The organism is Metabacillus hrfriensis, from assembly GCF_030127205.1.
Taxonomy (GTDB): domain Bacteria; phylum Bacillota; class Bacilli; order Bacillales; family Bacillaceae; genus Bacillus_P; species Bacillus_P dongyingensis.
This window is the reverse complement of record NZ_CP126116.1, coordinates 723,770-737,564: the sequence shown is the minus strand read 5'-3', so window position 1 is coordinate 737,564 and position 13,795 is coordinate 723,770. Positions and strand designations below refer to the sequence as shown.

Below are 13,795 nucleotides of genomic sequence, written 5' to 3'. Positions count from 1 at the left end.
GTTATGCAAGAATATATTTTCGTAAAGCAAATGCTACCCCATTTTCATTGTGTTTTTTCGTAATAAAAGTACCGTTCTTTTTTACCTCTTCTACAGCATTCCCCATCGCTATACTCATTCCAGCAACATCAAACATAGAAAGGTCATTCAAGTTATCACCTATTGCAACTGTTTTTTCTAAAGGGATCCCCAAATAATCTGCCATGAATTTTAATGCATTCCCCTTGCTTATATCCAAGTGGCCAATTTCAAGTTTTGTACCTCCTGAAGACGTAATTGATATATCTTTTCTTCCCGATACCCTTTCCAGGAGTTTAATGAGTTTACATTTATCGAAGGATAGAACAAATAATTTGTATACCTCTAAATGGGTAAAATCTATATCTTGATAGTGGGGAACATGAAGCAAACCATGTTGATTGTATTGAATATCAATTTCACCATAAGCCCATTCCTCAGGAAAACCGGTTTCTTGCTCTTGCATATATTTGATTTCCTTTTTTAACAGGTCTCTTCCATCCTGTTTTAATAAAATACCGTTTCTTGTATATATCTCGTAGTAAAAATTGGTTTCATCTAAAATTTCCATCATTTCCGATATGACATTAACAGGAAGGGAAAAGTTTTGAATAATTTTTTCTGTATGGAATGAAATAGCCCCATTCCCCGATATGATTGGACACTCTATACCAGCTTTTTGAAGAATTTGCTTTGTATCATGAAAAGAACGGCCAGAGGATATGACAATAATATTCCCTTGCTTCTGAACCTCATGAATTGCCTCCCTGTTTACTTGGCTAATTGAACAATCTTCTGACAACAGTGTTCCATCCAAATCAACGGCAATTAATTTCATATGATAACCCTTCCTTACGTTAGTCTTTGTTAAAACCAAAAACCGATTGTCCTATTCATACGAACAATCGGCTTTTTTTCCTCATACCTTTTCATAGCGCATTTACGCCGATCTATACATTGATCTTGTCTTATACAAACGATGGAACTACTCTGCCTTCGCTTCCCACCATTTGAATTTTGGATTTTGCCATGTCTATTGCTGCCTCTTTAGCCTTTTGCAAGTAAGCACGCGGGTCTAGGCTGTCTGGCTCTTGTTCAAAATGTTTACGAATAGCTGCTGAATAAGCATTTTTCAGTTCTGTTGATACGTTGACTTTTGCCATACCCAGAGATACACAGCGGCGTACGTCTTCATCAGGAATTGCAGAGCCGCCATGGAGAACGAGGGGAACATCTACAAGATTAGCAATCTCTGCAATTCGGTCAAAGTCAATATCCGGCTTCCCCTTGTATATGCCATGTGCAGTACCGATTGCAGGTGCAAGTGTTGGAACGCCAGTCAGTTCTACAAACTGCTTACATTCTCCTGGTACTGCTTTTTCGGCATCTTCCTCTGCTACAACGATATCATCTTCTACTCCGCCTACTTTTCCAAGCTCTGCTTCTACATTAACACCCAGTGACTTAGCGAGATTCATTACTTCTTTTGTCCGGGCTGCGTTCTCTTCAAAAGGATGCATCGATGCATCAATCATGACTGATGTATAGCCAGCCCGTATGGCTTCTTTAATTACTTCAAAGTCTGTGCAATGGTCAAGATGCAAGCCTGTTGGAATATTGAAATGTTCGGAAGCAGCTTTTGCAACTTCAACAATGTTTTTGGCACCAAGTGATTTGACTGTACCAACAGTTGTTTGCAGAATGACTGGTGATTTTAAATCGGCTGCTGCTTCTAGTACCCAAAAGATGCTGTCAAACGAATGAACATTGAATGCGACAATGCCGTGTTTATCTTGCTTTGCTTTCTCTAGCATAGATGTTGTTGATAAAAGAGCCATTTTAGTTTTCCTCCCTGATTGCTTTTTCTATGAATGCAGCCAGTGCTTCATTGGTTTTCGCATCCAGCAGTTCTTGTCGTTTGTCTTCGTCCATGAGAACCCGTGATAGAGATGACAATGCTTGTAGATGTGTTGTGCCAGCTTCTGATTTCGGAATCAGAAGAGAAAGAAAGAAAAAAGCTGGCTGGTCGTCAAATGATTCCCAATCAATACCCGTTTCGGTACGAACAATTACTATGGCAGGCTTTACTACAGCTGCTGTTTGTGTGTGCGGGATAGCAAAGCCATCCTGGAAGCCAGTTGTGCTTTGAGCTTCACGAGTTTGTAAGCCTTTAATAACCTCATCTGCTGATGTGGCAATGCCATTTTGAACAGCGATGTCCGCTATGCATTGAAAGACACCTGTTTGCGATGAAGCTGTAGCCTGTAATTGAATAAAATTTGGCTGGATCAAATTTGTCATGATTAATTACTCCTCTACTGGGATATTTTTGGCTATTTTTTTACGATACAAGCCATAAATTACGGCTGCGATAATGGAACCTGCCAGAATGGAAAACACCCATTGGATGGCGCCTGTCACTACTGGAAGAACTAAAAACCCTCCGTGTGGAGCTGGGACCTGTACGCCAAACATATATGTCATAATGGCAGCAATTGAAGACCCTAGCATGATAATCGGAATGACGACAACTGGATTCTTTGCCGCAAATGGAATCGCTCCTTCTGTGATGTGCGTAGATCCTAAAATAAAGTTAATCATTCCTGCATTTCTTTCATCTTTCGTAAAATACTTACGGAAAAACACTGTAGCAAAGGCAATAATAAGCGGCGGTGCAATACAAGCCGCAGATACACCAGCCATAAAGTAAAGATTGCCTTCAGATAATAACGCGGTTCCAGTTACGTAAGCCGCCTTGTTAAAGGGACCGCCCATGTCGAAGCCAGACATCATTCCAACAATAATCCCAAGAAGAAGCGGATTAGATGATTGTACAGAGGCTAAGAAGGCCATCATTCCTTCATTTAAACCTGTAACAGGGACAAGAATCGGTGTCATAATCGCACCAATCAGGAAAATACCTAAGACTGGATACAAGAAAATTGATTTCAATCCATCTAAAGATTTTGGCATGTTTTTCAACAGCTTTTGTAACAAAATAATAAGGTAACCGGCTAGAAAACCGGCAATTATCCCACCCAGAAAGCCAGCTCCTCCTTGGTTAGCAAGAAGACCTCCGATAAAACCAACAACCATACCTGGACGCTTTGAAATGGATTCAGCGATAAAAGCCGCAAGAATTGGAACCATTAAGCTAAAACTTAATCCGCCGATTTTATTTAATAAGGCGGCAAACTGGTTGTACTGTTCATGATTGGGATCAGATGAATAAATTCCAAACAAGAACGAAAGTGCAATGAGCACTCCCCCTCCGACAACGAATGGGAGCATGTGAGAGACACCGTTCATAAGATCTTTATAGATGGTATGCAGCCATTTTTTATTGCTGCCTGAATTAGTTGATGATGTTTCCTTTCCAGCTGAATTCGGCGATTCTTTCTGGTTGTCTTTTGTGTAACCGCTAACATAGTGAACAGACGCTTCTTCATTTAAGATTTGGCTGATTAAGTCTTTTGGTGCACGAATGCCTCGTGCAACCGGTACTTCTACTAGACGTTTGCCATGGAAACGGTCCGTATTAACATCCTTATCTGCAGCGACAATAACTCCATCTGCTTCGCGAATATCCTGTTCTGTTAAACCATTTTCAATTCCAACTTGACCATGTGTTTCGACTTTAATATCAACATCTAGATTAGCAGCTGCTTTTTTTAACGCTTCAGCAGCCATGAATGTATGTGCAATTCCGGTCGGACAGCCAGTTGCGGCTATTATTTTTTTGCGTCCCATGGTTATGCCCCCTTATAAGCTGAAATGGTTACTTGATTAAGAAGAGATGGTATATCGGCTAAATCACTTAGCCCTTTTGAAAAAGCAGTAGATGCACCTGTTGCAACGGCATGAGCGAGTGCGTCTTCCAAAGAATTTTCCTGCATACGCTTACCGATAAAGGCGGCAAGCATTGCATCACCCGAGCAAGCAGTATTGACAACTTGTCCTTGTGGTGACGTGGCTTTTAACAAATCTTCTTGTGAAAAATAAAGGGCTCCATCCTTTCCTCTTGAGATAATTACATTCTGAGCTCCTTGTTTAAGAAGCTCTTTCCCGCATTCAATAAGCTCTGTCTCTGAAAGTGGATGAGCCTTATTAAATAGATTGGCTACTTCTTCCTCATTTGGTTTCAGCAAATATGGCTTATACTCAAGCGTTTCGATTACTGTGCACACACTTGAATCAAGAACGAGCTTCACGTCATGTTTGCTGCAAATTTTGGCGATGTCAACGAGAATGGAATCAGACACACCTTTTGGAAGACTCCCCGAGACAATGAGCATGCTGCCAGCAGGGATCTCCTTCACTTTCTTCAGAAGGATCTCTTGCTCTTTTTGCTCAATCATCGGTCCTTGATTAACGAGTTTGTATTCATTCTCTGAATTTATAAAAACGTTAATGCGTGTAATGCCATCGACTTTGACAAAATCAGTCTTAATGCCCATTTCCAGTAATGATTCTTCTATATATCTACCAGAAAACCCAGCGATAAACCCTAAAGCAACACTTTCAATACCTAAGCGCTTTAGCATGATTGATACGTTGACCCCTTTACCATTCGGCTGGTAATCCTCATCGTGCGTGCGGTTTACTGTATCTGGTTTTAATTCATCAACCGCTACGTACAAATCAATGGCAGTGTTCATGGTGCATGTATAAAGCACGGTTGCTTCACCTTCCTTCATTTGTTGATAAGGAAAGTATCTCATGTTTATTTCTGAAAATGTTTTCAGATTATGTAAAGCCTTTCTTACTCGTATTTCACTATCTGAATTTCCTTAAGTATCATCATTTAGGATAACCCCAACCGGATTATTGAACATCCGCGATTTGGGAATATGAACTCTGATTTAGCTCACCACATAAAAAAGCCCTCAAATCTTGTAATTTGAAGGGCTTGAAATTATTTATTCCTAGTACGAATCACATAGGCATCAAGAAGAATCCGAGCAATGACATTGAGTGAGAGACGTGAGCGAACTTCATATTCTGGAAATAGAGATTGGTCGCTCTTATACCCTAGTAATGTCATATCAGATAGCTTGCTTAAAGTTGAATCGATCCGGGTGGTTAGAGTGATTGTAGTAACTTGTTTCATGCTTAGATTTTGACAAGCTTCAACGAGCTCTGGAGTTTCACCATTTAACGAAATGAAAATAGCCAGTTCATTTTTCTCCATTTTACGAGATTTGATTCTTATAATGTTCGGGTCATCGTGGTTCTCACACGTTTTTTCCAATACCTGAAGCTTGACCGTCATTTCTTTGGCCAGCATTTCCGAGAAGCCGCGGCCAAAGATATAAATCTTTTCCGCATTGTATATCTTCTGTACAGCATCCTCAATTTGTCCGATGCTTTGAAGCTGAATCGTTCTAAGAACTTCTTCCTCATTTTTCTTTATCGCTTGCTTAATTGAAACATCAATATCACCAAGCTGATCATCGTAATCAACCATTTTCTTATCCTGTTTTAATCTATACTTAAAAGAAGTGTAGCCATTGTAACCTATTTTCTTCATTAACCTTACGATAGTTGCCGTAGAAACAGCTGCACGCTCACTTAGTGTGACAATCGACATAGTTGCAATATCATTTAAATTTTTGTGAATATATTCAAGAAGATAACGTTCGGTCTCACTTAACATTGAATAGGTACTTGACGGAATATCAAACAGTGGTTTTTCCATTTTCTAACTCCTTAGAAATTTAATAGATAATCTTGGATTCCTTTTATAACATTAGAGATAATCATTCTTATTTCCCTCAACTAATATGGTTAGTATGTGTAAAGTCTATTGTATTTGTCAACGATGTTTTATTTGATTTTTATGTCAATTTAAACTCTACTTTTTTTGTAATAAATTACAGCTATCACTATTTGACGTTTCCTCTGACGCCGTTCGCACGGAAGCTATATGCAGAATCCCGCTGTAAGATTACCTCATTTGATTTTTAGACTGCAAAAAAGCTGAAGTGATTCTTCAGCTTTTCTTTGTATCTTTTGAAGTTTCTTCTTTCTCAAAATCACTCACTTCTTAATACACTTTTCACATATCACATTCATTAGTTTCCTTTGGGCACTTTGCTCTTGACCTGCAAGCTATATACGTCGAGCTGCCATTAATATAGACAGTTCATTGCTTCTCTGCAAGCAGTAGGAAGAACCCTTTAATAGTGCTTCATCGATATACGCAGGATGACACATGATTTCAACACGAATATCCCCTTGATATGATTTTTTCAACTCCGTAAAATAATCCGGACTTAAATCATCCCCGTAAAAAGTATGCACAAATACATCAGAGAATGCTTGCAGTCCTTCCTTTTCCCCTTCCCAAAAACGCCTTACCGGCAAATCATACTTATTTGCCAGATTCATTATAACCTGTTCTAGTACTGGCCATGAATGAACATGATGATGACTGTCAAGATGAGAAGGAGCAAGGCCAAATGACAAAAACCGCTGAATTTGCGTCTCCCATTCAATCTCAACTTCGGCAGCATTTATATTCTGATTCTGGTTAGGATCATTCTTAATGTTAAAGTAGCCATTATCATCTATTAAAGAAGGTACTTGATCGCTTGCAGCCCTTCCGCAAGTGAGCGTTAAATGAATGCCAACCTGCAGCTCGGGATGCTCCTTAGCAAGCGAAACGGCGTGCTGTGCACCAGGCATATTCACCATCATTGTCGCTGAATTTACAATGCCGTCAGTATGTGCATCAATGATTCCGTAATTTACACCCCGTGAATAGCCAAAATCATCTGCATTGATAATAAAATGAGGCATAAGACTCCTCCTGTCTTCTAATAAAACCTGTTTTCACATCGTTATTTTCAAAAAATGACAGACCCCATTTTCTTCGCCAATACCAAACTCTAAAAATACCATTAACGATAAGATGCTTCTTTGAAAAACTGCGGAAGGTGTTCTTTATGCGCTTCCAGCATTTCATCAAGGAGTTGCTTGGCCACACGATCAGAAGGAACAAGGGGATTAATAGTCATGGCGAGCAAAGCCGTTTCATAGCTGCCTGTAACTGCTGCCTCTGCCGCCGTCCGCTCAAACGATTTGATTTGCTGAACAAGTCCGTTTACAGCAACTGGGAGCTCTCCCATTGCAATCGGCTTCGGACCTTCTTTTGTAATGATACAGTCCACTTCTACAGCAGATTCATATGAAAGACCCGTAATGGCTCCTTTATTTTGGACATTTACAGTCTGAATGTCCCCTTTGTTGTTATAGATGGAATTGATCAGGCTGCAGGCTGCATCACTGTAATAAGCTCCTCCCCGCTTTTCCAGCTGCGGAGGTTTAATCGATAAGTTTGGATCCTTATAAAGTTCGAACAAATCGTTCTCAAGCTGTTTCACAACTTCTCCCCTGCATCCTTTTACGGCAGCTTCTTCTTTTTCCTGCTGCAGCATTTCTCTTGTTTTATAATAATAGCGGTGATATGGACATGGAATGGCCTGCAGTGCTTTCAAAAATTGCGGTTCCCATTCAAGGGAAGCAATGTTCTGCATCGACATTTGCTTCTCCCCAGCAATCAGCTTATCAATGACTTCAGCTGTTTTGTCCTTCCCATCTAAATATACACGCAATCCGAATACCATATGATTCAATCCTGCAAAATCAATATGGATTCTCCCGCTTTCAACATTCAGGGTTTTAGCTATGTGCATTTTCATGCCAATCGGTACATTGCACAACCCTACAACTTTCGTAATCTTGCTGTATCTTAATACAGCTTCTGTCACCATTCCTGCAGGATTTGTAAAATTGATCAGCCAGGCATCAGGGCAGAGCTCCTCCATATCGCGGCAAATATCAAGTATCACCGGGATGGTTCGCAGCCCTTTAAATAACCCGCCCGGTCCATTTGTCTCTTGACCGATCACATCATATTTAAGCGGAATTTTCTCATCCAATATTCGGGCATCTATGGAGCCGATACGCATTTGGGTGGTTACAAAATCCGCTCCTTTCAGTGCAAGTCTCCGATCTGTTGTTAAAGAAACCTTTATTGGAAGTCCTGCTTTTTCAATCATTCTCTTGGCCAATTGTCCGACAATCTTCAGTTTTTCCTTTCCGGCTTCGATGTCAACGAGCCATATTTCCGACACAGGAAGCTCGCTCCAGCGTTTGATAAATCCTTCAATTAATTCCGGTGTATAGCTTGAACCGCCGCCAATCGTTACAATTTTCATCCCATTCACCTCATTAAAATTAATTAGAAAAGCGCAAGTGCCCGTTTAGCTTTGACATGACAGAGTTCTGGCAAAGGAACTGGGCAAACTAGACATCAATACATAAAAACTTTTATTTCCAAAAAAGAACGGAGACGCCCGCAATGAGTATCCTAATTTAGTGTTGAGCCAAAAAAGAAGAATCATATTGACTCTATGAGTAACCAAATCAAGGATTGAGCCTGAAAAGAGGCAGCATTCGCGCTCTATGAGTACCCAAATCCAGGATTGTGCCAAAAAAGGGGAATCATTCGCACTCTATGAGTATCCAAATTCAGTGTTGAGCCAATAAAGTGGAATCATATGGACTCTATGAGTAACCAAATCCAGGATTGTGCCAAAAAAGAGGAATCATTCCCACCCTTTGAGTACCCAAATCCAAGATTGAGCCTGAAAAGAGGAATCATACCCACCCTATGAGTAACCAAATCCAAGATTGAGTCAAAAAAAAGGAATCATCCGCACCCTATGAGTACCCAAATCCAGAATGGAGCCAAAAAAGAGCCAGCATCCGCACCCTATGAGTAACCAAATCCAAGATTGAGTCAAAAAAAAAGGAATCATCCCCACCCTATGAGTAACCAAATCCAGAATGGAGCCAAAAAAGAGCCAGCATCCGCACCCTATGAGTAACCAAATCCAGGATGGGGCCAAAAAAGAGGAATCATTCCCACCCTTTGAGTACCCAAATCCAAGATTGAGCCTGAAAAGAGGAATCATACCCACCCTATGAGTAACCAAATCCAAGATTGAGTCAAAAAAAAGGAATCATCCGCACCCTATGAGTACTCAAATCCAGGATGGAGCCAAAAAAGAGGAATCATCCGCACCCTATGAGTACCCAAATCCAGGATGGAGCAAAAAAAGAGGAATCATACCCACTCTATGAGTACCCAAATCCAGGATGGAGCCAAAAAAAAGCCAGCATCCGCACCCTATGAGTAACCAAATCCAGGATTGTGCCAAAAAAGAGGAATCATTCCAACCCTTTGAGTACCCAAATCCAAGATAGAGCCTGAAAAGAGGAATCATACCCACCCTATGAGTAACCAAATCCAAGAATGAGTCACAAAAAAGGAATCATCCCCACCCTTTGAGTACCCAAATCCAGGATGGAGCAAAAAAAGAGGAATCATCCGCACTCTATGAGTCTCCAAATCCAGGTTGAGCCAAAAAAGAGGCAGCTTTCCCACCCTTTGAGTACCCAAATCCAGGATGGAGCCAAAAAAAAGGAATCATCCGCAGCCTATGAGTACCCAAATCCAGGATGGGGCCAAAAATGAGGCAGCTTTCGCACTCTATGAGTATCCAAATCCTGGATAGAGCCAAAAAAGAGGCATCATACGCACCCTATGAGTACCCAAATCCAGGATGGGGCTAAAAAAGAGGAATCATCCGCGCGTTAACAGTTCGTTCTCCTTCACTCTTTTTTCAGTTTTTTTCTTCAATCTTTTTGTGCAAATAGATAATCTCCTGTGTCAGCTCGCGGACGGTGATCGTATTCATCAAATGATCCTGGGCATGCACTAAAAGGATGGACACTTCTGCTTTCTGACCGCGCGCTTCCTCTTGAATAAGTCCCGTTTGAGAATGATGAGCCTTTGTCAGCTCTTTTTTTGCCAATTCAAAACATGCTTCCGCTTCTTCAAATTTTCCTTCTCTTGCATATTGCATCGCCTCTATTAGTGAACTGCGTGCATTGCCGCTGTGAAGGATGATTTGGAAGGCCGTTTGTTCAATTGAAATGCTTGCTGTCATGGTCGTGCTTCCTCCCTTTCATTAAACAGATAAATTGTTATTGTCCGCTGCTGTTTGTTCTTTTATTTTTTTCGTATCAATCCGCTCCTGCATGATGACAAATGGCAGATAGATAGCAATTGAGATAACGAGATTGATTCCTGCCATAACGGCTCCTGATAAATGGGCGCCTGTTGCAAGGTAGCCGCCGATAATCGGAGGTGTAACCCAAGGAATGTTCGTAACAACAGGATGGACAAGACCAATGTCTATGGCTAAATAAGATGTAATCGTCAGGACAATTGGTGTTGAGATAAATGGAATGAGCCAGATTGGATTCAGCACAATCGGCAATCCGAATAAGACGGGTTCGTTAATCTGGAAGATTCCCGGCGGCATGCCGAGGGCTACGATTTGCTTGCGCTTTTTTGATGCAGCAAGCAAGGCAATTAATAGTCCAAGAGTTGCTCCTGATCCGCCCAAGAAAACAAAGGCATCGAAATATGGACCTGCCATAACAGCATATTTGCTGAGATCATCAACCCCGGCAGCAGCCAGGTCAATATTCTTGTTTCCAAGCTGTGTAAATAAAGGCGTTGTAATTCCTCCAAGAATATTCGGGCCATGTAAACCAATTGCCCAAAAAGCATGAATAAAAAACGCAAGTAAAATGGCAAACGGCAGAGAATCGGCTGCATTTGTAAGCGGTGCAACAAGTACTTGGTTCAGCCAGTCATTTAAATACATGCCATTTGTTGCCTTTCTGAATAGCAAACCGGCAAGACCGAACACAAAAATGGTAATCATTCCAGGAACGAGCTTTGCAAAGGCTCTTGCAACTGCAGGCGGTACACCATCTGGAAGTTTGATGATTAAAAACCTCACTCTGGCCAATCTGACAAAAACTTCTGTTGCAAGAAGAGAAACTGCGATTCCTGTAAACAAAGCAGTAGAGTTTAAATACGTATTGCTGATAAAGCCCCATGCGTCCCCTGTTTCAGGTTTATCTGCAATCGTCAGTGTTACTTTTGCAACTTGCGGAACAAGGACGAAAAATGATGCCAGTGCAACAAGCATTGCCTCAAATCCATCGTCATCATAGGACCTTGCAAGTTTATAGGCAATTCCAACGACAGCAAAGACTGTCATGAATGCAAAGGTGCCCCACCATATATCTCCGCCAAGAGTTGTCCACGTATCCCCGAAAATCCATACCATCATTTTTTGATAAGGCGGAATGGCTGCGCCTAAATTATTAAACAGGACGGCAAACGATCCGATCATCGTTATAGAAATCATACCAATAAGTGCATCGCGAATCGCTAATAAATGACGGTTATTTCCAAATTTAACAGCACCGGGAAGAATATACTTTTCAATAAACTCCATCATCATCTTTCACCCTCAATCTCAAAGTATATAGAATCTATCTTTTCGCTAAGCCTACAGCAGTCTCAAGGACAGCCTTGCCGTCCATCATTCCGTACTGAATGGAATTGATGACTTCGACCGGTATACCTTGCGGATCAGCAATCGCTTTCATATTTTTCAGCAAAAATCTTACTTGAGGACCGAGCAAAACAACATCCGCCTGTTTCATTTCTTCTTTTGCCGCGTCACCGGAAACTGCCCAAATCTTTGCTTCAACCCCTAGTTCCGCCGCTGCTTTTTCCATTCTTGTCACCAGCATGCTGGTCGACATTCCTGCTGAACATACAAGTAAAATATTCATCGTTTCCCCTCCATTTGTTTTTCTCTATCACTTATTTATAATGCAAGTCCTGTGCCAACTCTTTTATCTTCTGAGTTATCAAGCCAGAGGGATCATTGTGTTTTATTCATTAAATAGTGTGTTGGTATTGAAAGTGTCAGTGTGTTCATTCCTTTTTGCTTAGTGTGTCAATTCATTTTCTATTAGTATCGGAGAATACCCGGGGAATTTCAGGAGGCATAGATTCATTGGAAATGAAGGAGTTAAGGGTATACAAATACTAAAGCCTAATTTCTCTGTGTTTCATGTGAGAAATTAGGCTTTAGTTTCCGCTAGTTGAACACATCTAAAATTTCTGACTGATATGAATTTCGTATCTTATATTTTCTTACGTATAGACTTAATAACTCGGAATCTTAGCAGAAAAAAAGTCCAAATCAAATGGGATTTGGACTTTTAATACCTATCATTTTCACTCATCTATAAGCCGAGAGTTCATTTTTATCTTGGCCGGAATTCCTGATAAGACTGAATAACAGCCATATTACCGGAAGCAGCTTGCACACGCGGCGGATTTTTACCTCTAAGGTTAAAATACTGAGAACATACATATTCACGAGAACAATAATTGTAAGTGTAATGTTGTAAATTACCTGTTCTATAAGATTAGCAAGCTACTTCTTTAACATGGCAGTAATTTCTGGCACCTTCACTTCCTCTGCTACTGAACGGGCTGTTTCCTCTTCGCTTGTGACATAATCAGGATCAGCCCCTGCATTCAGCAGAAGTTCAACCATTTTCACATCTTCTTCATATACAGCAGCAGTAAGCGCTGTTTGCCCGTAGCCGTCTTCTAAATTGATATCGGCATTTTTTTCAATAAGCAGTTCAGCCAAATCAAGATTGCCTGAGTAGATGATATCTACAGTAGCCAAATCTCCATTATCTGAAATAATGTTTGGATCTGCCCCATGTTTAAGGAGCAGCTCAACCATTTCAGTGTTGATGATCAGCTCTTCTTCATACTCATCTGCGGGTGGATAACTTGCATACATAAGGGGCGTCATGCCAAATGCATCCTGAGCGTTGACATCTTCACCATCTTCTATTAGCTCTTCTGCACGCTCTAAGTCATTCTCTGAAGCTGCAACCATAAGCTGGGTTGTTTCCTCGCTGTCCAGCACAAAATCACTGTAAAGACTTGTTTTAGCCAGCATTGGAACCAAATAGACGCATCCTGCTCCGAGAAGCAAAAGAAAGGCAAATACTCCTGCTAGTCCAGCTTTAAACAAAGCAGTTGTCTTAAATGTGATGGATGGATCAGGCTCTCCAAATTTTACATTTAATTGATGAATTCGCTTTGGAAGAACAGGGTGTGTAGATAATTTTTCACTATACCAGACAAACAGGTTTTTTTCGCGGCTGCTTTCTTGCAGATAATCAGTCTCGTTAACATGTTTATATAGCACTGGACCAATTGCAAGGACAGTCAATGCGCGTTTTGATGCATCCAGGTTTTCCGTATAATAATGAGCGATGGCGTCACTTGTATACTCGCAGGCTCTTGAATAGGCGCTGCCGAGGAACGGCACCCAGTTTCCAAATAGAACGAAGAGATTTTTTAATAGATGATTTCTTTTAATATGCGCAAGCTCGTGTGCAATGACAAAATCAAGTTCTTCTTTTCCTCCCTTTACATGCAGTTCAGCTAATCCGGAATAAAGTACAACCATGTTTCTGCCCAAAAATCTTGTCGCAAACGCATTCAGCATGCCCTCAGATTCAACGATAAAAATATCGGGCAGCTTCTTTATTTCCATTTTGACCGCAAGATCATTCACCTTTGCATAAATCTCAGGAAACTGATAAGGGGTAACCTTCACTCCATTGCCGCGGATCATTCCGATAGAAAGCAAATGAGCAATGAGCGGGATCAGTATAAAAGGAAGTAAAATTAAAAGTCCGACTCCCGTAAAGATAAGTATTAAATACACCGGGATACTGATTAATAGCAGGATAATAAAATAAATATGTTCTTTTCTGTGTATATGCTCTGACATTCGAACCT

12 protein-coding genes are annotated in these 13,795 nt (G+C 40.8%); all 12 read right to left on the bottom strand.

The window, feature by feature from the left end:
* Position 1: 1 nt before the first annotated feature.
* The gene (locus QLQ22_RS03825) at positions 2-856 is read right to left on the bottom strand and encodes a Cof-type HAD-IIB family hydrolase (protein WP_223439826.1); all 855 of its coding nucleotides are present in this window, start codon (positions 854-856) and stop codon (positions 2-4) included.
* Between the two features lie 130 nt (positions 857-986).
* Positions 987-1,856 (bottom strand): class II fructose-bisphosphate aldolase, encoded by an 870-nt coding sequence (locus QLQ22_RS03820; protein WP_252208044.1) that lies wholly within the window; start codon positions 1,854-1,856, stop codon positions 987-989.
* Between the two features lies 1 nt (position 1,857).
* Positions 1,858-2,319 (bottom strand): PTS sugar transporter subunit IIA, encoded by a 462-nt coding sequence (locus QLQ22_RS03815; protein WP_223439821.1) that lies wholly within the window; start codon positions 2,317-2,319, stop codon positions 1,858-1,860.
* Between the two features lie 6 nt (positions 2,320-2,325).
* Positions 2,326-3,768: a PTS fructose transporter subunit IIC gene (locus QLQ22_RS03810; protein WP_223439819.1), complete on the bottom strand. Its 1,443-nt coding sequence runs from the start codon at positions 3,766-3,768 to the stop codon at positions 2,326-2,328.
* Between the two features lie 2 nt (positions 3,769-3,770).
* The gene (pfkB, locus tag QLQ22_RS03805; protein ID WP_223439817.1) at positions 3,771-4,694 is read right to left on the bottom strand and encodes a 1-phosphofructokinase; all 924 of its coding nucleotides are present in this window, start codon (positions 4,692-4,694) and stop codon (positions 3,771-3,773) included.
* Between the two features lie 239 nt (positions 4,695-4,933).
* Complete coding sequence (locus QLQ22_RS03800) at positions 4,934-5,716, bottom strand: MurR/RpiR family transcriptional regulator (protein WP_223439814.1); 783 nt, start codon at positions 5,714-5,716, stop codon at positions 4,934-4,936.
* Between the two features lie 413 nt (positions 5,717-6,129).
* Positions 6,130-6,819, bottom strand: coding sequence for a chitin disaccharide deacetylase (chbG, locus tag QLQ22_RS03795; protein WP_284016027.1), 690 nt, complete (start codon positions 6,817-6,819; stop codon positions 6,130-6,132).
* Positions 6,820-6,920: 101 nt separating this feature from the next.
* Complete coding sequence (locus QLQ22_RS03790; protein WP_284016026.1) at positions 6,921-8,249, bottom strand: 6-phospho-beta-glucosidase; 1,329 nt, start codon at positions 8,247-8,249, stop codon at positions 6,921-6,923.
* Between the two features lie 1,461 nt (positions 8,250-9,710).
* Positions 9,711-10,025: a PTS lactose/cellobiose transporter subunit IIA gene (locus tag QLQ22_RS03785; RefSeq protein ID WP_284016739.1), complete on the bottom strand. Its 315-nt coding sequence runs from the start codon at positions 10,023-10,025 to the stop codon at positions 9,711-9,713.
* Positions 10,026-10,058: 33 nt separating this feature from the next.
* On the bottom strand, positions 10,059-11,408 hold the full coding sequence (locus QLQ22_RS03780) for a PTS sugar transporter subunit IIC (protein WP_284016025.1): 1,350 nt from the start codon (positions 11,406-11,408) through the stop codon (positions 10,059-10,061).
* 34 nt (positions 11,409-11,442) lie between these two features.
* Positions 11,443-11,748 (bottom strand): PTS sugar transporter subunit IIB, encoded by a 306-nt coding sequence (locus tag QLQ22_RS03775; protein WP_223439804.1) that lies wholly within the window; start codon positions 11,746-11,748, stop codon positions 11,443-11,445.
* 653 nt (positions 11,749-12,401) lie between these two features.
* Entirely contained in the window at positions 12,402-13,787 is a 1,386-nt protein-coding gene (locus QLQ22_RS03770) for a M48 family metallopeptidase (RefSeq protein WP_284016024.1), read from the bottom strand.
* Positions 13,788-13,795 lie beyond the last annotated feature (8 nt).

Bases quoted from the DNA above. Each gene is read 5' to 3' on its own strand.
- QLQ22_RS03800 (WP_223439814.1), bottom strand. From the start codon at position 5,716: ATGGAAAAACCACTGTTTGATATTCCGTCAAGTACCTATTCAATGTTA.
- QLQ22_RS03815 (WP_223439821.1), bottom strand. From the start codon at position 2,319: ATGACAAATTTGATCCAGCCAAATTTTATTCAATTACAGGCTACAGCT.
- QLQ22_RS03810 (WP_223439819.1), bottom strand. From the start codon at position 3,768: ATGGGACGCAAAAAAATAATAGCCGCAACTGGCTGTCCGACCGGAATT.
- QLQ22_RS03825 (WP_223439826.1), bottom strand. From the start codon at position 856: ATGAAATTAATTGCCGTTGATTTGGATGGAACACTGTTGTCAGAAGAT.
- QLQ22_RS03780 (WP_284016025.1), bottom strand. From the start codon at position 11,408: ATGATGGAGTTTATTGAAAAGTATATTCTTCCCGGTGCTGTTAAATTT.
- QLQ22_RS03820 (WP_252208044.1), bottom strand. From the start codon at position 1,856: ATGGCTCTTTTATCAACAACATCTATGCTAGAGAAAGCAAAGCAAGAT.
- QLQ22_RS03775 (WP_223439804.1), bottom strand. From the start codon at position 11,748: ATGAATATTTTACTTGTATGTTCAGCAGGAATGTCGACCAGCATGCTG.
- QLQ22_RS03770 (WP_284016024.1), bottom strand. From the start codon at position 13,787: ATGTCAGAGCATATACACAGAAAAGAACATATTTATTTTATTATCCTG.
- chbG (WP_284016027.1), bottom strand. From the start codon at position 6,819: ATGCCTCATTTTATTATCAATGCAGATGATTTTGGCTATTCACGGGGT.